Origin of the sequence: Xanthovirga aplysinae, from assembly GCF_009711365.1 — a bacterium.
GTDB lineage: Bacteria > Bacteroidota > Bacteroidia > Cytophagales > Cyclobacteriaceae > Xanthovirga > Xanthovirga aplysinae.
Genome location: NZ_SMMB01001293.1, coordinates 1 through 24,279, shown reverse-complemented (window position 1 = coordinate 24,279; position 24,279 = coordinate 1). Strand labels below are relative to the sequence as shown.

Below are 24,279 nucleotides of genomic sequence, written 5' to 3'. Positions count from 1 at the left end.
ATTTTTACTATTAAAAATATATATTTACTGTAATAGAATTAAATAATCATCAATTGAATTACAAACAACAAATAAACAACACAAATCACTGAAAAACAACTACTTACACGCGAAATATTCTTGAAAGAATAATCTTATTTCATGAGGATAACCCTCCAAAAATCTCCTACTATTTAATTCTTTTTATCAGCCCCCTTTTATTAGTTTAAAATTACCTTTCAAGAATGACTATAGTCTTTTAAAGCAATACAATTAAAATCGGTCAAGTTTAACTAAAAAATACAATCAACATGAACGAATATGCGCTTTTTGAATACTACAGTATTATTATTAGCAAATTGGCTACTTTCTTTCATGTGAGTTCAGTAGCGCTTACAGTATATACTATCTTGTTTATATTCCCCCTCATATTCTTATGCATGACCGTGACCATCCTCTATCAAAGAAAAAGGATTCGTTTATTAAAAAGATTATATGAAAAACAGAAATACATCAACCTAAAGAATACTGAAATGAAATATTTTCAAGCCTTGAAGAGGGATAGACAAGCAATGTATGAATCATAAATTTCTTTTTAGTTCAAAAAATCGATACCTTCTTTTAGGTCCTCATCAACTTTACTCGCCTCCACAATTCTAATTTTTACAGCATTTTTACCTGCTTTAATTTCCCCTCCACTAATTTCTACATAGGCTTCCGTAAGTTGGGCACCAAATAAATAAATACAAGAAGAATAATAAATCCACAATAACATGACCACAACAGAACCTGCTGCACCATAAGAGGAGCTTACATTAGAATGTTCCAGGTATACACCGATCAAGTACCTTCCTAAAGAAAGCAAAAGAGCTGTTGTAATGGCTCCAAACCAGACATCCTTCCACTTTAAACGGACATCTGGAAGGATTTTAAAAGTTACCCCAACCATCAGTACCAAGGTAAAAAAAGAGATAGCAGAATGAATCTGATGGATAATTGTAGCAGAAGGAAGGGAAAAATACTGGGAAATCCATTGCTGAAAATGATCTATAATAGCCCCTGCTAACAAAAAAGCAATCAAGACTAACCCAAAAATTAGTATTACCAAAAACGCAAACAATCGATCCATTACAACTTTGATATAGGACTTTATTCCCTTAGGCTTTACCTGAATCATCCAAATAAGGTTCAAGGCAGATTGTACAGCCTTGAAAACAGTAGTAGCACTAAAAAATAAAATAGTTAATCCCACACTTAAAGCCACAGGACCAAAATCTGAAAGATAAGCTCCCTGAACTACTTGCTCAATAAAGTGTGCATTTTCGGAACCTACCAACTCTGAAATTTGTGTAAATAATTCTCCTGCTACTGCTTTTTGTCCATAAACAATCCCAGCAACTTTCAACACAATAATCAGAATGGCAGGAAAAGAAAAAATAGCATAATAAGCTATACCGGCTGCCAAAGCCATTGCTCCTTCTTCAATAAAATCAGAAGTAGCTCTATTTACAATTTTTACAAATTTCCGGATCATTTTTCCTTATAAGTCCGACGAGAGAGAAAGTAATTGAAATGAAGAGGGAGGAGTTAGATGATTAAATGACGAATGCCTAGGATTTAACCCCAAATTTTACTGGTTCGAGTAAATCCTCAAACCAGTAGAAGACACGGATTCCGATATTTTTAAATTATTAAACTTCTGCCAAAAAAACACGAATTTGATCAGCAAGATATTAATTCATAATTCATAATACTTATACTCTTTTTAAATATCTCCCTCCATCGGCCTTATAAGCACTTCCTCCATTACCGATCGAGGGGACATATTATAAGCCCCCAAAATCGCCTCTGCAACATCTTCGGGTTTCATAAATCGCTCTGGAGGAAAATCCACCCCTTCCCAGCTTGCTGTTAAAGTGGCCCCAGGAAGCACAGAAGTAACCTTTATACCAAATTCTTTCATTTCTTCTCGCAGCACCTTATTCATTCCCAATAGAGCAAATTTGGAGATACCGTAAGAACCGCCATTTACATAAGCCGTAATGCTGGCTGTAGAGCAAATGGTAAAAATATGTCCCGAACGATTTTCTTTCATTTTCTTAACCAGTCCACGGGTTAAATAATAAGCACTGTATAAATTAGTATTTATCATTTGCTCCAAAACTCCATCTTCTTCCTGGTGAATTTGGCCAGGAATAAAAACGCCTGTATTATTGACCAAAACATCGACCGAGCGATTCAAGTTATTTATAAAACCCACAAAACCAAGCACTTCCTCTTTTACAGAAAGATCTGCTTTGTGAATATAAACCTGAACTCCGGCAAACTGCCCCTCGATATCCTCCTTTAATTGTTGTAAATCTTCCTGATTTCGGGAACAACTTACTACATCAAATCCTTTGTCTGCAAAACATTCAATAACAGCCCGGCCAATTCCCTTTGTACCACCGCTCACTACAATTAATTTTCTCATTATTGTCTTTATTAATTTTATATAGTAAGATTAACCTATTAGTTTTGGGCGAATTTAACCCTCTTCCAAAAATGTTTGGGGAAAGATTACTTCAAATTGCTTTATAGTTTTTTTGTAGTATTTCGAATATTTATTTTAGCTTAATAATTTGAACTTTTTCTAAGAAAAGTCGTGTTAGAGATAGCTACAAAAGGTTCTTCGGAAACCTTAAAAAAGAAATACTCTTTCCCAAAAAACTTAAATATGCTGGGTAAAAGTAGCAAACAAATCACTTTTTAATGAGAAGTATTGGCAAATATTTTATGTTCCTGCGCTTACTATTTGTAAACCGGGAATCCATTAGGACCTACATTCGGCTTATCTTTGACGAAAGCATAAAAATTGGTGTTAACTCTGTTTTTATCGTAGTCATTATTTCAGTGTTTATAGGTGCGGTAACCGCAATTCAAACTGCCTATAACCTTGTTAGTCCCCTGATCAAAGAATACATTATTGGAACCATTGTAAGGGATATGACCATTATAGAGCTTGCACCTACCATTACAGCCATTGTATTTGCAGGAAAAGTAGGCTCAAACATTGCAGGAGAATTAGGCACAATGCGCATTACAGAGCAAGTAGATGCACTAGAAGTAATGGGAGTAAATTCTGCTTCTTATTTGGTGCTCCCAAAGATTATTGCTTCCATTATTACTTATCCTATGTTGGTAACTCTAGCTGGATTTTTATCCATTTGGGGAGGCTATGTGGCAGGAACTTTGACCGGTGTCGTGACTCCGGAAGATTATATATACGGGATTCGAATTGATTTTATAGAGTTTAATATCGTTATGGCCCTCATTAAAGCCGTAGTTTTTGCCTTCCTGGTTTCCTCTATTTCTTCTTTCCAGGGATATTACACCCGTGGAGGAGCCCTGGAAGTGGGAATAGCCAGTACTACAGCCGTAACCAACAGTTGTATTGCCATATTACTGGCAGACTACCTTTTGGCTCAGCTATTGGTTTAAAATTAAAAATTAAAGCCGAAAGGCTTTGATCATATTACCGAAAAGAACAATGATTGAAATAAAAAATATCAACAAATCTTTTGATGGAAAACAGGTGCTCTTTAACATCGACGGGAATTTTAAACCCGGCCAAACCAATTTGATCATTGGAGCAAGTGGAACCGGTAAAAGTGTACTTTTAAAAACTATCGTTGGATTAATTGAACCCGATGAAGGATCGGTGATATTTGATGGGCGGAATTTTACTCAAGGTGATCGTCAACTTCGTACAGAAATTCGACAAGAAATTGGCATGCTTTTTCAGGGTGGAGCACTGTTCGACTCTAAAAATGTAGAAGAAAATGTACGTTTTCCTCTGGATATGCTTTCCAACATGCCTGAAGATGAAAAGCTTGACCGAGTAAATTTTTGTCTCCAAAGGGTCGGCTTGGAAAATGTAAACCTAAAGATGCCATCTGAAATCAGCGGGGGAATGAAAAAACGAGTGGGAATTGCCCGTGCCATTGTAAATAATTCCAAATACCTATTTTGTGATGAACCGAATTCAGGTCTGGACCCCCAAACAGCCATCCTAATTGATCACCTAATCCGGGAAATCACCTACGAGTATAATATTACCACCATTGTTGTTACTCACGATATGAATTCAGTGATTGAAATTGGAGATCACATCCTATTTGTTTTTAAAGGCCAAAACTTATGGGAAGGCACCAAAAATGATATTCTTGATGCAGACGTTAAGGAATTGAAAGATTTCATTTATGCCAATCGACTGATGTTAGCCTTGAAAGAAAAAGGTTAAAAAAGCTAACGATAGGAATTTGTTAAAACCTCCCATCTACATATGGGAGGTTTTTTTTTGCCTATTTTTTCCCTAAATTCTATAAGGAATTTCCATTCTTTTATATCCCCTTTAATTTTCTTTCTCATTTCCAGAGTTCACTCTCACCTTCTAAAACTTAATTCATGTCAAATCCTAATAAGCCCCTATTTTGGATTAAAATATTTTTCTCAAATTTTTTTTCCAATTTTTTTTTCACAATATTTGTTCAACAAATTTTATAAAAAGTTAAACAAATTATATGAAGACTTTTGACTCAAGGAAGCATATTGGAATTATTGGTTCTGGTTTTTCCGGATTATCTTCCGCCTGCATATTGGCAAAAGAGGGCCAAAAAGTCACGATTTATGAAAAAAACCAACAAGTGGGGGGAAGAGCCCGTTTACTCCAAACCAATGGATTTACTTTTGACATGGGACCTAGCTGGTATTGGATGCCGGATGTCTTTGAAAAGTTTTTCAATCGATTTGGAAAGACAACAGAGAATTATTTTCAATTGAAAAAACTGTCTCCATCTTATAACATAATTTTTAGCCAGGAAGAGGTAATAAAGGTACCGGATAGCATGGAGGAAATTTTTGAAATGTTCGAGTCCATTGAATCAGGAAGTCGAAAATATTTATCAAAATTCCTTGAGAATGCACATTTAAAATACCAATTAGGAGTTAACCAATTGGTTTATAAGCCCTCAAAATCCCTTTTTGAGTTTTTCCAACCTCAAATCATTTCCAACATTTTTCGGCTAAGTATATTTCAATCCTATCACTCTTATGTACGCAAATATTTTAAAGATCCCCACCTAATAAGTCTTTTAGAATTCCCATTACTCTTTTTAGGAGCCTCTGCAAAAAGAATTCCAGCCCTTTATAGTTTAATGAATCACGCAAGCTTATCCTTGGGAACATGGTATCCAATGGGGGGAATGCATGAAATCATTAAGGCCATGAAATCTTTGGCTGAAGAACTAGGAGTAACAATACATACTAAAAGCACGGTGGAAAAAATTATGGTGAAGGACAAAAAGGCTTACGGCTTACTGGTTAACCAGAATGAAATTTCTCTAGATGCAGTAATCGCAAGTGCCGATTATCATTTTGTTGAACAAAACTTACTAAAAAATAGACAAAAAAAATACAGCAAAGCTTATTGGAATAAAAGGACACTGGCGCCCTCATCACTTGTTTTCTATCTAGGAGTTAAAGAAAAGATACCAAGGTTGAACCACCATAATCTTTTTTTCGATGAAGACCTAGAGCAGCATTCCAAGGAAATTTATGAAACCCCGCAGTGGCCAACTCGCCCACTCTTTTATGTTTGTTGTCCCTCAAAAACTGATAACAGTGTAGCCCCAATAGGAATGGAGAATCTCTTTATCCTAATGCCATTAGCCCCTGGTTTGGAGGACACGAAAGAATTAAGAGAAAAATATTTCCACCTGCTAATGAATCGACTGGAAAAGTTTACCGGTAAACCAATTAGGAACCTGGTTATGGTTAAAAAATCATATGCCATTAAAGATTTTAAACAAGATTATAATGCCTATAAAGGAAACGCTTACGGACTTGCTAACACTTTAAAACAGACCGCTATTTTCAAACCCTCCATGCATAATCCAAATGTAAAAAACCTGATTTATACAGGACAATTAACCGTTCCCGGACCGGGTGTTCCACCTGCCATTATTTCTGGCCAAGTAGCTGCCAATGAAATTATGAAAATTTTAAAAATAAAATCGTAGATGAAAGCACTCTTTGACAGCCTATCGGAAGAAGTCAGCAAACTTACCACAAGAAAATATAGCACTAGCTTTTCCATTGGCATTTATTTTCTTGATAAAAAATTCCATATCCCGATTTATGGAATATATGGGTTTGTTCGCCTGGCAGATGAAATTGTGGATAGTTTTCATGGTTACAAACAAAAGGCACTTCTACAGGAAATAAGAGAAAATACCTTTCAAGCTATAGAAGAAAAAATCAGTATAAACCCCATTTTGAACAGTTTTCAACATGCTGTAAATGTCTATAAAATTGATTTAGAGTTAATTGACATTTTTTTAAATAGCATGGAAATGGACCTAAAGCAGAAAACACATGATATAAATAGTTATCAAGAATACATTCTCGGTTCAGCAGAAGTAGTGGGCCTAATGTGTCTAAAAACATTTTCAGAAGGAAATGATAGCCTCTATAAAGAATTAAAGCCCTATGCAAAAAGATTAGGAGCTGCTTTTCAGAAAATCAATTTCCTAAGAGACTTAAATATGGATTTCCACACCTTAGGAAGAAGTTATTTTCCAAAAATCGAACTACAGAACTTTAATGATCAACAAAAACTACTAATTGAAAAAGAAATTTATGAAGATTTTAAACAAGGCCTCGAAGGAATCCGTCGTTTGCCTAATGGAGCTCGTTTAGGGGTATATGTAGCTTACGTATACTTTTATGCTTTATTCCAGAAAATAAGAGCTACTTCATCCGAACGAATAATGAGAAGCAGGATTCGGATATCCAACCAACGAAAAATTGGCTTACTGATTCATTCCTATTTGAGATTTAGTTTTAATAAATTATGAAAAATTGTTTTTTATCATTTATTATAGTTCTAGGACAATTGAGTCCTGTTTTTGCACAGGATACTCAATCGCTAAGAAAAATATTTTATGAATCAAAGGAGAGTAAAAAGGCAGCAAAAAACTTTCAAACCATTACAAAAGAATATAAAATGGGAGTACCACCCATTTTTCTTGCTTACAAGGGAATGGCTAATTTTCTAATGGCCAAACATGCCAACAACCCATTTAAAAAATTGAGTTATTTCCGCCAAGGAAAAATTTATTTAGAAGAGTCTCTACAACTTGATTCCTTAAATCCAGAAATCATATTTCTTAGATTTACAGTTCAAACATCCACCCCACCCTTTTTGGGGTATTCCAACCAAATACAAACAGATAAAACAAAATTACTAAAGTATTTAACGGCCAGTAAAACCAAATTCCAGGATCCGGACTTATTCCAACGAATTTTGGACTTTTTATCCCAATCAAATTTTTGTACCACAGAGGAACAAAATCAACTAAACCAGTTAAAACCTTGAAAGAAGAAGTTATCCTAGTAGATCGCAATGATTGCCCACACGGTACTATGGAAAAAATAGAAGCTCATAAAAAAGGGGTTTTACATCGTGCCTTTTCCATATTCATATTTAATGATAATGGAGAATTGATGCTTCAAAGAAGGGCCTTACATAAATACCACTCAGGAGGCCTCTGGACGAACACCTGTTGTAGCCATCCAAGAGAGGGAGAAGAGCTATTGGCTGCTGCCCACCGACGACTTAAAGAGGAAATGGGCTTTATTTGTCCTCTTCAGCACAAATTTCATTTTATATATAATGCCCATTTAGACAATGGATTGATTGAGCATGAATTAGATCATGTTTTTGTAGGAAATTACCCAGGAACCCCGAAATTCAACCCGGAGGAAGTAATGGATTACAGATTTACTAGCTTGCAAAAATTGGAAAAAGAAATATCACAATCTCCTGAAAAATTTACAGAATGGCTAAAAATAATTCTTCCTAAAATTCAGGAAATCACATTAGGCCCAAAATCTTCATAAACATAAAATTTCAACCATTCAATTTTAAACCAATATGAGTTGGCCCCTAATTCTTTTAACCATCACCATCACATTTTTCCTAATGGAAGGGGTAGCCTGGTTTACCCATAAGTACATTATGCATGGCTTCCTATGGACTTTGCATAAGGATCATCATTTTAAATCAAAAGCAAGTTTTTGGGAAAGGAACGATGCTTTCTTTCTTATATTTGCCATCCCCGCCTTTCTTCTTATGTTGTACGGCTCCATTTCAAATCCTTTAGGACCTCTATTTTGGATAGGTGTCGGCATTAGCATTTATGGCCTTTGTTACTTTCTGGTACATGATATTTTTATTCACCAACGATTACCCCTATTTAAAAAAAGTAACCACTTTTATCTAAAGGCAATAAGAAAAGCCCATAAGATTCACCACAAACATTTAGCAAAAGAAAATGGGGAATGCTTTGGCATGTTGTGGGTTCCCCTAAAATATTTCAAGGAGGCCTTAAATCCTAAAAGATGAACCTAACCTTTACCTCTTTTACCTATTTATTGATAAACTTGGGATCAATCAGCCTTCCTTTAATTTTTAGCTTTCATCCCAAAATCCGATTTCATAAAACCTGGCATGCATTCTGGCCTGCTTGTTTTCTAACGGGCGCTTTTTTCATAACCTGGGATGCTTTTTTTACTGAAATGGGGGTATGGGGTTTTAACGAAAATTACTTAACCGGACTATATTTACTCAATTTACCCCTGGAAGAATGGATGTTCTTTATTTGCATTCCGTATGCCTGTGTTTTCACCTACCATAACTTTAAAATCTTTTTACCCAGAAATTTCTTCCAAAGGGAAAGCCCTCTGATTTCCTACATTATAGCCTTCATTTTGTTATTTTGTGTGCTTATTACTCAAGTAAAATGGTACACACATTTTACTTTAATTTTAACCACTAGCTTGTTATTGTACCATGCTACTGTTTTAAAAAAATCCTATATGGGTTATTTTTTTATTTCTTTCGCTGTCCTATTAATTCCTTTTTTTATAACCAATGGGATTCTTACGGGCTCCTGGATTAATGAAGAAGTAGTTTGGTATAATTCTCAAGAGAATATGGGTATTCGATTAGGCACTATTCCCATTGAAGACAGTATTTATGCCTTATTATTACTTTTACTAAATATTACCCTATACGAAAAAATTTTAGCTTATACTAAAATGCAAAAGTCCTGACCTTAGTTTCTACATAATTTTTCAATAATTGAAGAATACTGGGGAAAAAGAATAGATAATTCCTCCTTTTTGGCCAATTCAAAATCATCAAAATCAAAGCCTGGAGCAACTGTACAACCAACCAGGGCGTAACCTTCTCCACTTGCAATTTCAGCAGCAAACCAACTTCCTGCCTCCACAACCACTTGAAATTCTTCTCCCTCTTCCACATTATTACCCAATAGCAATTTGGTATATTCTCCCATTGGTGAAATTACATGAATAGACAATGTTCTCCCTTCATAAAAATGCCAGACTTCATCTTGCTTAATGCAATGAAAAGAAGAAAAATTCTTTGAATCCAATAAAAAATAGATGGCTGTCGAAAACCTTCTGTCTCCAGTAAATCTTTCTGGAAGAGCCATTTTAGCGATGCTCTCCTTAGCCCTATAGTTTTGTCGATAATATCCACCTTCAGGATGTGGAATAAGTTCTAATTTATTAATCCAATATGAGGTTGTTTTCATTTCATTAAATTTTCCAATTCAGAATTTTTCTAATTGAACCTAAAAAATTGCACAAACAAACCAACCAACAACTTTAAATGCAAAAATATTTTTATATTAAAGGTATTCCAATTAACCAAAATTACACTCTTATTTTTAAAGAACTTTTCTAATCGTCAAACTTTATGAAAAACATTTTGATAACTGGAGTTTCTACAGGAATAGGCCTGGGTGCAACACGAGAATTTTGTAAAAAAGGATACAGAGTGTTTGGCAGTGTACGCAAACCGGAGGACGCAGAACAACTAAAAAACGAATCTGACGAGAATTTTGTACCCCTTATTTTCGATGTTACCGATGAAAAGGCAATTCTGGATTCAGTAACTTTAGTAGAAAAAATAGTAGGACAAAACGGCCTTTCCGGATTGATCAATAATGCAGGCATTGCTGTGAGTGGCCCCTTAATGCACATTCCAATTGAAGAACTTCAAGAACAATTCAATGTAAATGTATTTGGAATAATTCGAGTAACTCAAGCATTTTTGCCTTTATTGGGCGCTCAAAAGAATTGTCCACACCCTCCGGGAAGGATTTTGAATATTAGCTCAGTTGCCGGTAAAGTCGCTTTCCCATTTTTGGGGTCCTATGTGGGAAGCAAACATGCCGTGGAGGGTTTATCGCACAGCATGAGAAGAGAACTCCAACTTTATGGCATCGATGTAATTATCGTTGGACCGGGGGCAGTCAATTCTGCCATTTGGGATAAAGATTCCGCTCAAAACATTCCTGAATATTACCTGGAAACAGACTTCGTTGCATCAGCAACAAAGTTCCAAAAACAATTTGTAAAACAAGGAAAAAGAGGATTTCCAATTGATTATTTCGGAAAACGCTTGGTTCAAATTTTTGAAAAAAATAAACCAAAAACTCGTTATGCCTTGGTCCCTAAAAAATTCAGGGAATGGACCCTACTCCGTCTTATTCCCGACCGAAAACTAGATCGTATGATTGCTAAAGGTTTAGGTTTAGTGCACAATAAATAATTAACCAAGATTATTGAGAAAAAAGGAGGTTTAGACATTTGAGAGTTTGGACCTTCAGTTTACTTAGATCCTTTTTTGTTGAAAAAAATTTCTGACAACTTACTTTGTCCTCATATTAAATCTTTTTACATCCGTTTTTGTTCTTCTTTTAAATTATCAATCAGCTTTTGTCAACGAAAGCACAGTAGTTTTAGGTTAATTCTCTTTGGTAGAGGCAATCGCCTAAAATTATTTTAGTGCAATATTGAGCAAACAAACTGAACATCATGAACAAGTTTTTCTTAATCACTTTGATTATTTTCCCCTTATTTTTAGTCGTATCTTGCCAATCCGGGAAAAAAGAAGAAAAACAAACCCCATCTACTTCCCCTACAACCACTGAAGAACCCCAATCTACTGATGCAATGCAGGACAAAGGTGTAGGTCCCATTAAACATGTTGACTTGGCTCCCCTAAATGAGGAAATGGCTTCAGAGGGTAAAAATCTTTTTGCCCAAAAATGTACAGCCTGTCATAAAATAGGAGAAAAATACATAGGTCCTGATTTAACGGGAGTAACCCAAAGAAGAAGCCCTGAATGGATCATGAACATGATCCTTAATCCGGAGGTTATGATTAAAGAGGATCCTATTGCTAAGAATCTTTTCAATGAATTTTCAGCCCCCATGACCAATCAAAAACTGACTGAGGAGGAAGCCAGAAAAATCCTGGAATACTTTCGAAGTCTGGATTAAAAAATCCTATTGACTAATGGCCTTCCCCGGGTTCCAATAAAAGCCAACACACTTTCTAAATAAAATTAAAAGGAATAGGCTAAACTCATTTAAACAATTTCTTTTCATCTCTATCAAATATAAAAATTTCTTCCAACGGCTTTCTACCTGTTTGAAAAAAATCAGGAGGTATTGAAAGATAAAATAAACTTCCCTCCTCTCACCAGCATGGTTCCCCTTTTCGCCGAAAGAAGCTTTAATTCTTAATTTTATGATGAGGGAAAAACTAAAATCTTCTATCTGTTAACCCTTTTGGCCTATGTAATTACACAGAATCAACATGAGCAAAAACTTAAGTAAACATATAGGACTACTTATTCTTTTGATTTACTTTACCTGTTCCTGTAGAATCAAACCCAAGGCCATAAAGTATGGAAAGGACTCCTGCTTTTATTGTCAAATGATTATTAATGACCAACGTTATGGGGCCGAGTTGGTCACAGCTAGGGGAAAGGTCTATAAATTTGATGCGACAGAATGCCTAATAAACACCTTGAAAAATGGGACATTAAGAAACAAAACCCCGAGATATATTTTAGTAAATACTTATGATGCTCCTACTGAGTTTACTGAAGTGGGACAAGCCTACTTTCTACGAACTATAAAATTGCCCAGTCCAATGGGAATGTATATTACCGCCTTCTCCGAAAAAGAAATTGCTCAACAAAATCAAGCCGAGAAAGGAGGATCTCTTTTTCATTGGGAGGAATTGTATGATCAATTTAACACACTTCCTCCCTTAAGCCCTCTTATCCATGAGTAAAGAAATTACTTCTAATTAATAATTTATTCTTTTCCTATTTTTTCAACTTAATCGTGCCTTCCTCCCCTCATCATCTTAAAAATATGTAAGAGTGGGGGAAATAAAGCATCCATACTCTCGGCAGCTCCCTTTGTTGAACCTGGAAGTGCCAAAATAAGACTTTCTTCTTTTACACCTGCTACACTTCGAGAAAGCATAGAATAAGGTGTACGATCCTGTCCATATTTTCTAACGGCTTCGGCTATCCCCGGAATTTCTCTATCTAATAGAGGAATTATGGCTTCAGGAGTAATATCTCTTGTTGAAAGTCCCGTACCTCCTGTGACAACAATAAGGTTCACTTTATCTTCGCAGTGTTTATTTACCAAAGCCTGAATATCATTTATCTCATCAGGAATAATGGAATAATCGACAATTTCTACAGAAGACTTTTCCAGCTTTTCAATAATAGCTTTTCCGGCTCGATCTTCTTTTTTTCCAGCCGAAATGGAATCCGAACACACAATTACTGCCGCATTATAATTAGTACTATCCTTAATTTTAAAATCTGACTTACCGCCTTTTTTCTGTAGCAAACGAATTGAATGAATCTCCACAGACTTGTCAATAGGTTTAAGCATATCATACATCGTCAATGCCACCACAGAGGCACCATGCATAGCCTCCACCTCCACTCCAGTTTTATAAATAGTTTTAACCTCTATCGAAATATGAATTTCCAGATTCCTAATTTCATAATTTACTGCTGTATATTCCACCGGCAAGGGATGACAATCGGGGATCATATCATGTGTCCGTTTAACAGCAAACAAACCTGCTGTTCTGGCCACTTCCAGCACATCACCTTTTGGAACAGATCTATTTTGTACCGCCTCTATGGTTTCCGGTTTACTAACCTTAACAATAGCTCCAGCAACCGCATGTCTAAGTGTATTGGATTTAAAAGTAATATCTACCACAAAAAATTAGTTAAGTGTTTAATAAATTGCTTGAAAGTTGGAAGTGAAAAGTTAAGAGTTAACGAATGTGAAATTGCAAACTGATTTGGAATAAATTAATAAAACTAGTTGATACTATTCTAAATTAAAAATAAAAAAAAGTTTCAAAGACAGATGTGTTATTATAAACTCCACAATTTAAATCTTAAATTGATTTATTGATTTACCTTCCAACTAAATGATTTATCTTCCAAAACCTCCTTACCGAAAATAGGCACTTCTTTTTTAATTTGTTCCACAATAAATCGTGAAGCTTCAAAAGCTTGTTCCCTATGTCTAGACGAGACAAAAACAAAAAGACAAATTTCACCGATTTTCACCTCTCCCAAACTATGGTAAATGTGCAGACAGGTAAGATCATCAAACCTTGAAAAAGCATCTTCCCGAATGTTGTGGAAAGCTTTCTCTGCCATACTTTCATAAGCAGAATATTCAATGGCAATCACCTGTTTATCCTCAATTTGATCATTTCTAACTTGTCCTAAAAAAATAGAATGAGCCCCAATTTCTGTTTTACTGCTATGTTTAGCAATAGACTCAGCAATCATTTCTGGCGAAATAGGCCCCTCTCTAAATACCTTTTTGGGTTTTTTCTCTGTTTTTATCTTCATGGGTATATAAATAGTGAAAATTGAAGTATTCGCATAGAGTGAAAATGAATAAAAAGAGAGAAAGATCAAAACACCAAGTTATTATTCCCTCCCAACGGTTAGCTCTTTATTATAAACTAAAGAATCACCCACCAGCATACGCAGGTAATAAAGCTACACAAACATCTTTATTGATAAGCAAACTCTCATCATTGGCCAATTCCTCGTTGACGGCAATCTTATAAGTATATTCTTTTAAGGTACTATACTTATTTTCCAAAAAATTCTTAAGATCAGCCAATGACATAGGACTTTCTACATGCATAGTTTCTCTGTGTTTTTGGACGGCTTCGGCCAACATTCCAAAAAACAAAACATCTAGATTCATAACTTACAGCTTTTTATATTTCACAATCGTTTTGAAACAACTTTTTCAAGGACTCATGTTCCTGTGGCGTATTGATATTCTTAAATAAATCTTTCTTATAAAAAGACAAATGCTCTCCAATATGCAAATAATGCGCATCTAACTTTTTCAAAGCATCACGAAGTCGCAATTGGTTGGTTTCCAACATATCTTTTAAAAGAGGCAAACAGGTTTTCTGATAAACCCCAATTAACGGCTCGATTTTTTGTTGATGACTGCAAACTGTCACCCTGTATCCATAGGCCTTATTAAATAGGTATTTCAGCAAGTCACTTGTAACGCAAGGTATATCGCAACTTAAAATCAGATTTGAGGAGTTTGCAGAGTAATACAGTCCGGTATAAATCCCTCCCAATGGACCACGGCCAGGAATCAAATCACTATAAACAGGATAACCAAACTGCTCATATTCTTCCTCTTGCCCTATGATAATAATATTAGAAGTTAGAGATTCTATTGCCTCAATAATGTACTCCATAAACAATTTCCCATTAAGGGAAAGTAAGGCTTTATCTTTCCCCATACGGCTACTTCTCCCTCCAGCAAGTATAATTCCAGTCAACTCCCTATCATTGGTTTTTCCCTCCATATCTTTACCCATAGCATTTGGAACTACCTTAGCCATACCTCTTGACGCCTATTAAAAAAATAAACCATAGCCAGTACCAGAAAAGAAATAGAGAGCAAAATCATAGAATAAAATCCCGCTGTATCATAATTAAGTGCTTCCATTTCATCAAAAATAGCTAGGGAAGCCAGTCTTGTCTTTCCAGGAATATTTCCACCGATCATTAGGACCAAACCAAATTCACCTATGCCATGGGCAAAACTAAGAACGCAGGCGGTCAATAAGGCCGGTTTAATATTAGGTAACAAAACTTTTCTGAACGTTTGCAATTTACCACTTCCCAAAGAGAAGGCTGCCTCGGTCAAAGAGGAAGGCAACTTCTGCAATCCTGCCTGAATGGGCTGTAACATGAAGGGAAAAGTATATATCATGCTGGCCACCACCAAACCACTAAACGAAAAGGCCAATTGAAAACCAAAATACTGCTGAAATACACTACCCAAAAAGGAAGTGGGAGCCAATGCCAGCAGCAAATAAAACCCCAACACAGATGGAGGTAAAACCAAGGGTAAACTGAAAATGGCCTCCAATAGAAACTTAAACCTTCCCTTCCAGAATACCAAAAGATAGGCCATTGGAAGCCCAAAAAGCAGCAACAACCCCGTGCTCACAAAAGCTAACTTAAAGCTCAAAAATATCGGATTCCAATCGTACTGCATTTAATATTTTCTCAATTCCTATTTCTATTTGCTCTAACTTTTGGGCTCAGAGCTTATTTAAATTTCATATCCGTAGGCTGCAAAAATTTTTTGGGCTTGGGGAGAAAGCAAAAAATCAAATAATTGCTTACCCAGCTCTGGATTATTTTCCTGTCCATATTTGGTTAGAACCATGGCTTGCTCCAATTGCCCCTTATTGACCTCAATCCAATGTCCTTTATAATTTAAGCCTGGAGCCTTAAGCACTGATTTAGGACAAATGCCTACATCTACATTTTGTTGCAAAACATAATGATTCACTTGTCCCACATTTTGCCCGTAAATCAATTTTTCTCTTACCTTTTCAAGCAATTCTGCTTTTTCCAAAACTTCTTCAGCCAAAGCACCATAGGGAGCTGTGCGGGGATTGGCTATTCCAATTCTTTCTATTTGAGCGGAGGACAAGGATTTTAGCCCTTCTGTTAAATCAATACTTTTAAAAGACCATAGAATTAAAGATCCCTTAGCATATCGAACAGGCTTCCCCAAAGCCATACCCTTATCCACCAAAAACTTAGGATATTTTGTATCAGCCGCAATAAAAAGGTTAAATGGTGCCCCATGGACAATTTGCGTTGCCAAAACCCCAGAGGAAGCATACACTTTTTCCACTTTAATGCCACTCTCCTCTTCAAACCTCTCGCAAAGCTCGTCTATGACATATTTTGTATTGGAAGCAGCGGCTATAGTAATTTTTTGAGCGGTCAGCTTATGGCCACAACTAAATAAAAAAAAGAGGATTAAGATACAACCGACTATTCTACTCATAAAATTGAATATTCTCCCACAAATATGGTTTAACAAAACTAAGAAGGAAGTAGAAAGAAAAATATGATTAAACTCATAAAATAAGATGAATTCTTCCCATAGCAAATTCTCTCAATTCATCTTTAATAATGGAATGGATAGCTTGAATTCAATAAAAATAAGACATTCCAATATATTGAAAAAATTAATGGGGTTGAAAGACTTAAAATAAACCTAAGTTCCTTTTATATTTAGTAATTCGAGAATTAATTTTAATTTGAATCAAAAATTAGCGATCAATAATTATAAATATGAAAAAACAAAAACACAACAAGAGGTTCCTCCTAAAAAATACCTTCTGAATTAAAATCTTAAAAACTTTAAAGAAACACCTCAGTTTTCACTTTTCCTTACTTCAAGTCAGCTTTCAAAGGGTAGGCAGCACATGCACCTCTACCAACTCTCCCATTGTAACCATATCTTTTTCAGCAGGAATGTAAATTAAGGCATTGGCCTCAGCAAATGAACTTAAAATAAAAGAATATTGCCCTTCCAAAATTTTTGCCTTTTCACCTTGAATGCGAGCTTTTAAGAAGTGTGCTCTATCTCCCTTTTTTTGATATGTAGTGCTTAAAGGCAACCATTTCTTTTCCAATTGACAATTCGAAGGGAGATGTCCGGAAATTCCTTTCAGATAAGGTAACACATACTCATAAAAGCAAGTCAATGAGGCGGCTGGATTGCCCGGCAAAGCAAAAACAGCGGCATGAGGTTGTTTACCAAAAAACAAAGGCTTACCGGGTTTTTGGAGCACTTTATAAAAGACTTCCTCAGTTTTTAAAGCCTCCAAAGCTTTTCCGATAAAGTCATATTTTCCTACTGATATTCCTCCGGAAAGCATGACCACATCGTTTTGAAGAAAAGCCCGACCTAGAATATCAACAGTCTGCTGAAAATCATCTTTAACATAATAAACTCTAATTTCTGAAAACCTGGCAGCCTCTAAGGCCGCCTTCAAAGTAGAAGAGTTTGATTCGTAAATCTGTCCATGTTTTAATGGTTCACCGGCCGGAACCAATTCATCACCCGAAACAATGAGCGCCACTTTTGGTTGGGCTACAACCTCTACTTCCGTTATTCCCATTGCATGTAAAAAGCCTATTCCGGCAGGATTTAAAAGCCCCCCCTTTTTTAAGGCAAGATCTCCCTCTTTAATTTGGTCTCCTACACCTCTAATATTTTGTTCTTCTTTTATATTATTCTGCTTAAACCGAACCCTTTGATCTTCTTGAATGGCCTTTTCTTGTATGATTACCGCTGTTGCCTCGTCAGGAACTGGTGCTCCGGTAAAGACACGAACGGCCTCCCCACTTCCAAGAGAGGGAAAATTGGAAGAGCCAGCAGGAATCTCACCAACAAGATGAAAGAATTGAGTATCAATAGTAAAATCCTCAAACCGAATTGCATATCCATCCATGGCCGATTGTCGAAAGGGAGGCATATTGATGGGTGAAAAAATATCCTCAGCCAAAACATAACCTAATGCCTCGACGACCTTTAGCCTTTTAGGAGGCAAAGGTTTAATGGCATCAAAAACAAGTTGTTTAGCTTTTTCAACAGTTACCATACCAGAAATTTTAGTTTAAATAGCTGCTCTTGGATTTAACCCCAAAAGCTAAATGTCAATATTTTGTCCTATCTTTGAATTTTTAGTGTTTTAATAACACAAAATAAGAATTAGTATTTCAACCCAAATCTCCTACTTTTAGGAATTAAAAAGACAATAAAATACTATTTTTTAACAAAATTTGCACCTCACTTAAAACACTAAAGATTAAGAATAAATAATTTTTGATAAAAGCACCTGTTTATTTTAATTAGGACTTACTTTTTCCCATGACCTATTCAAAATATAGCTGTAATCGAAAGCACTGCAAAAATTGTCCATTTTTTTCTACCAGTGTTTTTTCAGCACTAAAGGGAGAGATTTTGGATAGGGTTTCCGACAGTAAGCATTTCCATCACTTTAAAAAAGGCCAGGTGATTTTTAATGAAGGAAACTTTCCCTTAGGTGTTTTTTGTGTTTCCCGCGGAAAAATCAAAATTCATAAATTAGGGCATGATGGGAAAGAGCATATTTTGCGTTTTGCCGGTGAGGGAGACCTAGTGGGTTACCGTTCGTTTTTAACTAATGAAAGTTATGCCGGTACAGCCACTGCACTGGAAGAAACAGTGGTTTGTGTTTTCCCAAAAGATGAAGTTTTTCAAGCTTTAAAGGAGAATGCCGATTTTTCTTTACGATTAATTAACCTCTTATCTAAAGATCTCAAAAAAGCAGAATATCAGTTAACCGAGATTTCTCAAAAAACAGTTAGAGAACGTTTAGCAGAAGCCTTACTTCTTTTAAAGGAACGCTATGGTTTGGAGGAAAAAAAACAATTGCTTCAAGTGACCCTAACCCGTGAAGAAATTGCTAGTATGATTGGTTCAACAACCGAAACCGTAATCCGTACTTTAAACGATTTTAGGAAAGAAGGAATTATTGAATTTTTTGGTAGAAAGATTGCGATTAACAATCTACAATCCTTAATAAAAACGGCTAATGTAAATGACTGATCAAATAAGTTTTGCTATCCTTTTCTAAGCTCTATCTGCACGCCAACTTCCTAGGAAACTACTTCCACCCTTTTGAAATATATTCTTATAGAAATACAGAGGTCACCAAAAACCCTATCATCCATAATTTCCATTTATCCTACTTTAGGCTATTAAGCTTAATACTTTCCTTTCACTCATCCATGTTATTCAAAAAATGAAAACTTTCTCGACCTTCATATCTCCCATGACTATTTTATTAACTTATTGGTGGGTAGGAAAACCATGGGGCTAACAACGTCTAAAATTTCCCTTTTTGGTTAGACCCTAATTTTTGCACCTCTTCCTTCTCTCCAAACAGTATCCAATCATAATATGACGCCTGTCATAATTTAACTGTTAAAACTATCCTTTCTTTGAATGATGTCCTTATCCTTCTTCAATTTTTGATAAAGGAAGCAAAAGGAATCTTACCTGCTAATAAACGACAAAACTGACCAAACCTATTTAACCATGAAACACGCCCAAAACAGTGAGAAATCTGGCTTAAACTTTAAGAGGTTTTACACAACGGAAGGACAAAATGTCTTCGAACAATTTCAATATAAAAAGTGTAACACAACAATTCGAAATACAGATGGTACACAAGTCTTTACCATGGAAGAGGTGGAAGTTCCCGCCGATTGGACACAATTAGCCAGCGATATTCTTGCCCAAAAATATTTCCGGAAAAGTGGAGTTCCACAGGAAGATGGAGGCCTTGGGCCAGAAAGATCAATTAAACAGGTGGTTCACCGCTTAGCTATTTGTTGGAAAAACTGGGGACTCAAATATGGATATTTTGCAACTGAAAAAGATGCCCACATTTTTTATGATGAAATCGTTTATTGCCTACTGGCACAAAAGGCCGCTCCAAATTCTCCCCAATGGTTTAATACCGGCTTATTTGAAGCTTATGGACTAAAAGGAAAACCTCAGGGGCATCATTATGTCGACCCTAAGACAGGCAATACAAAAAAGTCCTCTTCAGCCTATGAACGACCTCAAGTGCATGCCTGTTTTATTCTTTCTGTTGACGATGACTTAGTCAATGAGGGGGGAATTATGGATTTGTGGACTAAAGAAGCCAGAGTCTTTAAATATGGATCTGGAGCGGGAAGTAATTTCTCTTCCATTCGAGGAAAAAATGAGAAACTTTCCGGTGGAGGATATTCTTCCGGTCTTATGTCATTTTTGAAAGTGGGTGACCAAACGGCCGGAGCCATTAAATCTGGAGGGACTACCAGGAGAGCAGCCAAAATGGTGGCTCTGGATGTTGACCACCCCGAGATTGAAGATTTTATCAACTGGAAGATGATAGAAGAGAAGAAGGCTCATGCCCTTATACAGGCCGGTTACTCTGCGGGCTATGAGGGAGAAGCCTATGCCTCGGTTTCCGGCCAAAACTCAAATAATTCAGTTCGCATCCCAAATGAATTCTTCCAGACTCTTGATCGGAAAGAGTATTGGGGGCTAAAAGCTCGAACAAACGGAGAAACCCTCAAAAACATTTCTTCTGAGAAGTTATGGGAAGAAATTGTTGCTGCTTCCTGGAGCTGTGGTGACCCAGGGTTACAGTTTGATACCACCATTAATGAATGGCATACTTGTCCGGAAGGAGGACCAATAAAGGCATCAAACCCATGCTCGGAATACATGTTTCTTGACAACACCGCTTGCAACCTTGCTTCTATCAATCTAATTACTTTTTGGAATACTGAACGGAAAGAATTTGATACAAAAGCCTTTCACCATGTTTGTCGCTTATGGACAGTGGTTCTGGAAATCAGTGTCCTCATGGCACAATTCCCCTCTAAGGAGATTGCACAACTTTCCTACCAGTATCGTACCATAGGCCTGGGGTTTGCCAATTTGGGGGGTATGCTCATGCGAGCCGCTATTCCTTATGACAGTCAAAAGGCAAGGGCCATCGCTGCATCTGTTTCTGCCCTCCTCAGTGGCACGGCTTATTTCACCTCCGCAGAAATGGCAAAAGCAAAAGGCCCATTTGAAAAATTTGAAGCCAACAGAAAACATATGCTAAAGGTATTAAGAAACCATAAAGCATCTATTTTAGGAAACCCTCAGGACTTTGAAGAACTTTTCATAAAGCCTAAAGGAATAGATGCTATGGAATGCCCCGAAAATCTTTTAATAGCGGCAACAAATGTTTGGGAAGAAGTACTTGAAAATGGGGAAAAATATGGTTTCAGAAATGCTCAAGTGAGCGTTATTGCCCCCACTGGAACGATTGGCCTGCTCATGGACTGCGATACCACAGGTATTGAACCAGATTTTGCCCTGTTAAAATATAAAAAGTTGGCTGGAGGTGGAACCATGAAAATTATCAATCAATCGGTACCTTTTGCTCTTAAGGTTTTAGGCTATTCCGACGATCAACAAAAAGCAATTGTTGACTATATTAGAGGCACCTCATCACTAATAGGAGCACCTTTTATAAATGAGAAAAGCCTCCTTGGAAAAGGGTTAACAAAGGAAGAAATTCAAAAGATCTCCATGGCTCTTCCTAAGGCATTTAACATCACCCAACTTTTTAATTATCATACTTTAGGACATGCCTGTTTTGATCGCCTGGGAATTCCTGCAGAGGCCTACAACAGCAGCACTTTTAATTTTCTTCAAGAATTAGGTTTTACCCAAGTGGAAATTGAAATCGCTAATGCTTTTATTTGTGGAAATATGACACTTGAAGGTGCTCCCCTCCTTAAGGAAGAACATTTACCTGTTTTTGATTGTGCAAGTCGATGTGGGAAAAAAGGTAAACGTTTCTTAAAACCAGAAAGTCATATGGATATGATGGCGGAAGTACAACCTTTTATTTCCGGGGCTATTTCCAAAACCATCAATTTTCCTAATGAAGCAAAGAAAGAAGATATTAGCAGGATGTATTATTATTCCTGGCAAAAGGGATTAAAAGCCTGCGCTATTTATCGGGATGGTAGTAAATTCTCCCAACCACTTTCAACACGCTCTGAAGAAAAAAAGGAAGTAGAAAAAGCAACAACGGAAACAGGAAACCCTTCAAAAATAGATTTGAGAAGTTCGACACTGGAGATACTTGAGGCAGTAGAACATATAATGAATCAATCCTCTGACACAAAGTTTCAAAAAGAACTTTCCCGTATCATTGAACGTAAAAAGTTACCCTCCAAGAGAACAGGCTTCACTCAAAAAGCGAAGATTGGAGGACAAACGCTCTTTGTTCGAACGGGAGAGTATGGTGACGGTAGCCTGGGAGAAATCTTTATTGATATGTACAAAGAGGGTGTTTCTTTCCGTTCCATGTTAAATTGCCTGGCAATATCCGTTTCCATTGGCCTACAATATGGGGTTCCTCTTGAAGAATATGTGGATAAGTTTACCTTTACCCGATTTGAACCTTCAGGACCAGTAGACCATCCCAATATTAAAACTACAACTTCGGTTTTGGATTTTGTTTTCAGAATGTTAGCCATGGAGTATTTGGGAAGGGAAGACCTAGTACATATAAAGCCTCAAAAAGAAGAACCCTCTGCCAATCCGAAATTAGAAAATAAAAAAAATAAAGCTAATTCAGAAACAGAATGGTTAACTACCCAGACTGAAAAAGTGATAGGGCAAAACCGGAAAATGGAAATGGTCGATCACCAATCTAACGAATTTTTAAGTATTGTCAATGGAGATGCCCCTAACTGTAACCTCTGTGGGCATGTAACGGTGAGGTCCGGTACTTGTTTTAAGTGTTTAAATTGTGGAAATAGCTTGGGGTGTAGTTAAAACCAAATTGTAGTGGACCTATTGATGAGGGGTCCACCTTTCTTCTACTGCCTTCACTTAGTTTTTTTGGGCTTCATTTCTCTATTTTTAATAGGATGGCCTTTTCAAAATAAACCTTCAGCTTTCTCCACAAAAGGCTTGACTTTGGGACTAATCCTTTTTCTTTTTGGTATAATATTAAGTGAAGTATGGTTGGTTTTAACACCACTATGGATCAATTTCCAAGGAAAAAGCCTTCCCTATTACTATGAAATCCTTTTTGGATTTTCGGTCTTCCTCCCCTTAGGTATTGCTTTCATGATGAAAACTCTATTTACTCCCTCTCCTCGATAGAAAAATAATTGCTATTATGATTTGAATCATATTTACTTGCCACTCCATTCCCTTCCTTTGTTAAAACAAAAATCAGTAGGAGACAAGTACTTAGGGATTAAGAATTAGAAGTTAATGAAATGAGTAAATGAAATTTTACCATTAAAGACTACACTAAATCATTTACTGTCATCTCAAATTTTCTATATCGTAATTTTAAAATACCTCCTCAAACCTGAAAAAAAAATAACGTTATGGAAAGCTGCATGATAAAACCGCCTTTTAAAAAACGTACTATTGCCGAATTGGTAACGGAAGATTATAGAAAAGCAGAAGTCTTTGAAGATTTTGGAATAGATTTTTGTTGCGGTGGCAAAAAAAGCCTGGAAGAGGTTTGTGAAAAGAAAAACATTAATGAAGACAAGCTCATGGAGGCACTTCGAAGAATGGAAAAATCCTCCCAGAAAGGTCTTCCATACAATGAAATGGAGCTAGACATTCTTGTGGACCATATCATTAATGTCCACCATGCTTATGTGGGGAAAAATATTCCAATGATCTATAATTATGCCACGAAGGTGAGTAAGGTCCATGGAGAAGCTAACCCGGAGAACATAAAAATTGCAGAATTATTTATGACGGTAGCTTCAGAATTAAATCACCATATGATGAAAGAAGAAGGAATGCTTTTCCCTTATATTAAATATTTGCAAAAGGCAGAAAAAAAGAGAACAACGGTTGAACAGGGACAATTTGGGAGCATCAAAAATCCTATAAATATTATGGAGCATGAACATGAGAGTGCTGGAAAAATATTTGAAGAAATAAAGCAATTAAGCAACCAATATACTCCTCCAGCTCATGCTTGTAATACTTACCGGGTTTTATATGCCAAACTGCAAGAGTTCGAAAAGGACCTGCACCACCACATCCATTTGGAAAACAACATTTTGTTTCCAAAGGCTTTGGCACTTGAAAAGAAATTAATGAAATAACCCTAATCCAATTAACAGGTCAGAGCTTAAAACTTTGGCCTTTCTTTATTTCGCCAATCCCATGTGTTTCCCTGCTCTCAAAATAAATATTTCCAGCCAATTTTTCTTACTTCTAAAACTCTCACAGCAAAATGAAATATTTCTAAATGATATAATTGACGGTTTCTTCATTCTGACATTTGTAAAACTCCCTATCTATTTAGAGTCACTATTTATCTGAACTTTTCCCACCATCCGGGAAAAGGTATTGGAGAGTAAAAACATTCCATTAGTC

The 24,279-nt window shown here is 36.3% G+C and carries 25 protein-coding genes; 15 read left to right on the top strand and 10 right to left on the bottom strand.

Annotated elements, in window-relative coordinates:
- Positions 1–290 precede the first annotated feature (290 nt).
- Positions 291–566 carry a hypothetical protein gene (locus tag E1171_RS22105; RefSeq protein ID WP_155208253.1) on the top strand — a complete coding sequence of 92 codons (276 nt, stop codon included), beginning with the start codon at positions 291–293 and terminating at the stop codon, positions 564–566.
- Between the two features lie 8 nt (positions 567–574).
- Here E1171_RS22105 and E1171_RS22100 read toward each other — a convergent pair whose 3' ends face one another.
- On the bottom strand, positions 575–1,513 hold the full coding sequence (locus E1171_RS22100; RefSeq protein WP_155208252.1) for a YihY/virulence factor BrkB family protein: 939 nt from the start codon (positions 1,511–1,513) through the stop codon (positions 575–577).
- A gap of 231 nt (positions 1,514–1,744) precedes the next feature.
- Positions 1,745–2,452: an SDR family oxidoreductase gene (locus E1171_RS22095; protein WP_155208251.1), complete on the bottom strand. Its 708-nt coding sequence runs from the start codon at positions 2,450–2,452 to the stop codon at positions 1,745–1,747.
- 278 nt (positions 2,453–2,730) lie between these two features.
- Here E1171_RS22095 and E1171_RS22090 point away from each other — a divergent pair, with 278 nt between their 5' ends.
- From E1171_RS22090 to E1171_RS22055, 8 genes are all read left to right on the top strand, one after another.
- Positions 2,731–3,459, top strand: coding sequence for an MlaE family ABC transporter permease (locus tag E1171_RS22090; RefSeq protein ID WP_155208250.1), 729 nt, complete (start codon positions 2,731–2,733; stop codon positions 3,457–3,459).
- A 49-nt stretch (positions 3,460–3,508) separates the two neighbouring features.
- Positions 3,509–4,261, top strand: a complete 753-nt coding sequence (locus tag E1171_RS22085) for an ABC transporter ATP-binding protein (RefSeq protein ID WP_155208249.1) — start codon at positions 3,509–3,511, stop codon at positions 4,259–4,261.
- Between the two features lie 280 nt (positions 4,262–4,541).
- Positions 4,542–6,038 (top strand): phytoene desaturase family protein, encoded by a 1,497-nt coding sequence (locus E1171_RS22080; protein ID WP_155208248.1) that lies wholly within the window; start codon positions 4,542–4,544, stop codon positions 6,036–6,038.
- Positions 6,039–6,875 (top strand): phytoene/squalene synthase family protein, encoded by an 837-nt coding sequence (locus tag E1171_RS22075; RefSeq protein WP_155208247.1) that lies wholly within the window; start codon positions 6,039–6,041, stop codon positions 6,873–6,875. It abuts the gene before it with no gap.
- Complete coding sequence (locus tag E1171_RS22070) at positions 6,872–7,396, top strand: hypothetical protein (protein ID WP_155208246.1); 525 nt, start codon at positions 6,872–6,874, stop codon at positions 7,394–7,396. Before E1171_RS22075 ends, E1171_RS22070 begins: the two co-directional genes overlap by 4 nt.
- Positions 7,393–7,920, top strand: a complete 528-nt coding sequence (gene idi, locus E1171_RS22065) for an isopentenyl-diphosphate Delta-isomerase (protein WP_155208245.1) — start codon at positions 7,393–7,395, stop codon at positions 7,918–7,920. The genes E1171_RS22070 and idi overlap by 4 nt, the downstream gene beginning before the upstream one ends.
- A gap of 34 nt (positions 7,921–7,954) precedes the next feature.
- Complete coding sequence (locus E1171_RS22060; RefSeq protein WP_155208244.1) at positions 7,955–8,425, top strand: sterol desaturase family protein; 471 nt, start codon at positions 7,955–7,957, stop codon at positions 8,423–8,425.
- Positions 8,422–9,135, top strand: a complete 714-nt coding sequence (locus tag E1171_RS22055; RefSeq protein ID WP_155208243.1) for a lycopene cyclase domain-containing protein — start codon at positions 8,422–8,424, stop codon at positions 9,133–9,135. The genes E1171_RS22060 and E1171_RS22055 overlap by 4 nt, the downstream gene beginning before the upstream one ends.
- Before the next feature lie 2 nt (positions 9,136–9,137).
- Here E1171_RS22055 and E1171_RS22050 read toward each other — a convergent pair whose 3' ends face one another.
- Positions 9,138–9,641 carry a cupin domain-containing protein gene (locus E1171_RS22050; RefSeq protein ID WP_155208242.1) on the bottom strand — a complete coding sequence of 168 codons (504 nt, stop codon included), beginning with the start codon at positions 9,639–9,641 and terminating at the stop codon, positions 9,138–9,140.
- A gap of 164 nt (positions 9,642–9,805) precedes the next feature.
- On the opposite strand from E1171_RS22050, the gene E1171_RS22045 reads away from it, so the two are divergent.
- From E1171_RS22045 to E1171_RS22035, 3 genes are all read left to right on the top strand, one after another.
- Positions 9,806–10,663: an SDR family oxidoreductase gene (locus E1171_RS22045; RefSeq protein WP_155208241.1), complete on the top strand. Its 858-nt coding sequence runs from the start codon at positions 9,806–9,808 to the stop codon at positions 10,661–10,663.
- A 266-nt stretch (positions 10,664–10,929) separates the two neighbouring features.
- Positions 10,930–11,397: a c-type cytochrome gene (locus E1171_RS22040; RefSeq protein ID WP_155208240.1), complete on the top strand. Its 468-nt coding sequence runs from the start codon at positions 10,930–10,932 to the stop codon at positions 11,395–11,397.
- A gap of 319 nt (positions 11,398–11,716) precedes the next feature.
- A complete protein-coding gene (locus E1171_RS22035; protein ID WP_155208239.1) occupies positions 11,717–12,199 on the top strand; it encodes a nitrous oxide reductase accessory protein NosL in 483 nt (160 codons plus the stop codon).
- Positions 12,200–12,246: 47 nt separating this feature from the next.
- Here E1171_RS22035 and moaCB read toward each other — a convergent pair whose 3' ends face one another.
- The 7 genes from moaCB to E1171_RS22000 form a co-directional block, all read right to left on the bottom strand.
- On the bottom strand, positions 12,247–13,158 hold the full coding sequence (moaCB, locus tag E1171_RS22030) for a bifunctional molybdenum cofactor biosynthesis protein MoaC/MoaB (RefSeq protein WP_187696584.1): 912 nt from the start codon (positions 13,156–13,158) through the stop codon (positions 12,247–12,249).
- A gap of 194 nt (positions 13,159–13,352) precedes the next feature.
- Positions 13,353–13,802 (bottom strand): molybdenum cofactor biosynthesis protein MoaE, encoded by a 450-nt coding sequence (locus E1171_RS22025; protein ID WP_343031520.1) that lies wholly within the window; start codon positions 13,800–13,802, stop codon positions 13,353–13,355.
- A 130-nt stretch (positions 13,803–13,932) separates the two neighbouring features.
- Positions 13,933–14,175: a MoaD/ThiS family protein gene (locus E1171_RS22020; RefSeq protein WP_155208237.1), complete on the bottom strand. Its 243-nt coding sequence runs from the start codon at positions 14,173–14,175 to the stop codon at positions 13,933–13,935.
- 13 nt (positions 14,176–14,188) lie between these two features.
- A complete protein-coding gene (gene mobA / locus E1171_RS22015) occupies positions 14,189–14,839 on the bottom strand; it encodes a molybdenum cofactor guanylyltransferase (RefSeq protein ID WP_155208236.1) in 651 nt (216 codons plus the stop codon).
- A complete protein-coding gene (gene modB, locus E1171_RS22010; protein ID WP_155208235.1) occupies positions 14,827–15,501 on the bottom strand; it encodes a molybdate ABC transporter permease subunit in 675 nt (224 codons plus the stop codon). The genes mobA and modB overlap by 13 nt, the downstream gene beginning before the upstream one ends.
- 57 nt (positions 15,502–15,558) lie before the next feature.
- Entirely contained in the window at positions 15,559–16,308 is a 750-nt protein-coding gene (modA, locus tag E1171_RS22005) for a molybdate ABC transporter substrate-binding protein (RefSeq protein ID WP_155208234.1), read from the bottom strand.
- A gap of 406 nt (positions 16,309–16,714) precedes the next feature.
- Entirely contained in the window at positions 16,715–17,914 is a 1,200-nt protein-coding gene (locus E1171_RS22000; protein ID WP_155208233.1) for a molybdopterin molybdotransferase MoeA, read from the bottom strand.
- 269 nt (positions 17,915–18,183) lie between these two features.
- Between E1171_RS22000 and E1171_RS21995 the strand changes: the two genes are divergently transcribed.
- The 3 genes from E1171_RS21995 (at position 18,184) to ric (ending at position 24,005) form a co-directional block, all read left to right on the top strand.
- Positions 18,184–18,903, top strand: a complete 720-nt coding sequence (locus E1171_RS21995; protein WP_155208232.1) for a Crp/Fnr family transcriptional regulator — start codon at positions 18,184–18,186, stop codon at positions 18,901–18,903.
- Positions 18,904–19,395: 492 nt separating this feature from the next.
- Positions 19,396–22,698, top strand: coding sequence for an adenosylcobalamin-dependent ribonucleoside-diphosphate reductase (locus E1171_RS21990; protein WP_155208231.1), 3,303 nt, complete (start codon positions 19,396–19,398; stop codon positions 22,696–22,698).
- 566 nt (positions 22,699–23,264) lie between these two features.
- The gene (ric, locus tag E1171_RS21985) at positions 23,265–24,005 is read left to right on the top strand and encodes an iron-sulfur cluster repair di-iron protein (RefSeq protein WP_246164487.1); all 741 of its coding nucleotides are present in this window, start codon (positions 23,265–23,267) and stop codon (positions 24,003–24,005) included.
- Positions 24,006–24,279: the final 274 nt, after the last annotated feature.

Excerpts from the sequence above, each read along its gene's own strand:
- E1171_RS22045 (WP_155208241.1), top strand. The coding sequence starts at position 9,806 with ATGAAAAACATTTTGATAACTGGAGTTTCTACAGGAATAGGCCTGGGT.
- mobA (WP_155208236.1), bottom strand. The coding sequence starts at position 14,839 with ATGGCTAAGGTAGTTCCAAATGCTATGGGTAAAGATATGGAGGGAAAA.
- E1171_RS22105 (WP_155208253.1), top strand. The coding sequence starts at position 291 with ATGAACGAATATGCGCTTTTTGAATACTACAGTATTATTATTAGCAAA.
- E1171_RS22090 (WP_155208250.1), top strand. The coding sequence starts at position 2,731 with ATGAGAAGTATTGGCAAATATTTTATGTTCCTGCGCTTACTATTTGTA.
- E1171_RS22060 (WP_155208244.1), top strand. The coding sequence starts at position 7,955 with ATGAGTTGGCCCCTAATTCTTTTAACCATCACCATCACATTTTTCCTA.
- E1171_RS22020 (WP_155208237.1), bottom strand. The coding sequence starts at position 14,175 with ATGAATCTAGATGTTTTGTTTTTTGGAATGTTGGCCGAAGCCGTCCAA.
- E1171_RS21995 (WP_155208232.1), top strand. The coding sequence starts at position 18,184 with ATGACCTATTCAAAATATAGCTGTAATCGAAAGCACTGCAAAAATTGT.
- modB (WP_155208235.1), bottom strand. The coding sequence starts at position 15,501 with ATGCAGTACGATTGGAATCCGATATTTTTGAGCTTTAAGTTAGCTTTT.
- E1171_RS22055 (WP_155208243.1), top strand. The coding sequence starts at position 8,422 with ATGAACCTAACCTTTACCTCTTTTACCTATTTATTGATAAACTTGGGA.
- ric (WP_246164487.1), top strand. The coding sequence starts at position 23,265 with ATGGAAAGCTGCATGATAAAACCGCCTTTTAAAAAACGTACTATTGCC.
- E1171_RS22070 (WP_155208246.1), top strand. The coding sequence starts at position 6,872 with ATGAAAAATTGTTTTTTATCATTTATTATAGTTCTAGGACAATTGAGT.
- E1171_RS21990 (WP_155208231.1), top strand. The coding sequence starts at position 19,396 with ATGAAACACGCCCAAAACAGTGAGAAATCTGGCTTAAACTTTAAGAGG.
- E1171_RS22080 (WP_155208248.1), top strand. The coding sequence starts at position 4,542 with ATGAAGACTTTTGACTCAAGGAAGCATATTGGAATTATTGGTTCTGGT.
- E1171_RS22000 (WP_155208233.1), bottom strand. The coding sequence starts at position 17,914 with ATGGTAACTGTTGAAAAAGCTAAACAACTTGTTTTTGATGCCATTAAA.
- E1171_RS22035 (WP_155208239.1), top strand. The coding sequence starts at position 11,717 with ATGAGCAAAAACTTAAGTAAACATATAGGACTACTTATTCTTTTGATT.
- E1171_RS22050 (WP_155208242.1), bottom strand. The coding sequence starts at position 9,641 with ATGAAAACAACCTCATATTGGATTAATAAATTAGAACTTATTCCACAT.
- E1171_RS22095 (WP_155208251.1), bottom strand. The coding sequence starts at position 2,452 with ATGAGAAAATTAATTGTAGTGAGCGGTGGTACAAAGGGAATTGGCCGG.
- E1171_RS22085 (WP_155208249.1), top strand. The coding sequence starts at position 3,509 with ATGATTGAAATAAAAAATATCAACAAATCTTTTGATGGAAAACAGGTG.
- E1171_RS22100 (WP_155208252.1), bottom strand. The coding sequence starts at position 1,513 with ATGATCCGGAAATTTGTAAAAATTGTAAATAGAGCTACTTCTGATTTT.
- modA (WP_155208234.1), bottom strand. The coding sequence starts at position 16,308 with ATGAGTAGAATAGTCGGTTGTATCTTAATCCTCTTTTTTTTATTTAGT.
- E1171_RS22075 (WP_155208247.1), top strand. The coding sequence starts at position 6,039 with ATGAAAGCACTCTTTGACAGCCTATCGGAAGAAGTCAGCAAACTTACC.
- E1171_RS22040 (WP_155208240.1), top strand. The coding sequence starts at position 10,930 with ATGAACAAGTTTTTCTTAATCACTTTGATTATTTTCCCCTTATTTTTA.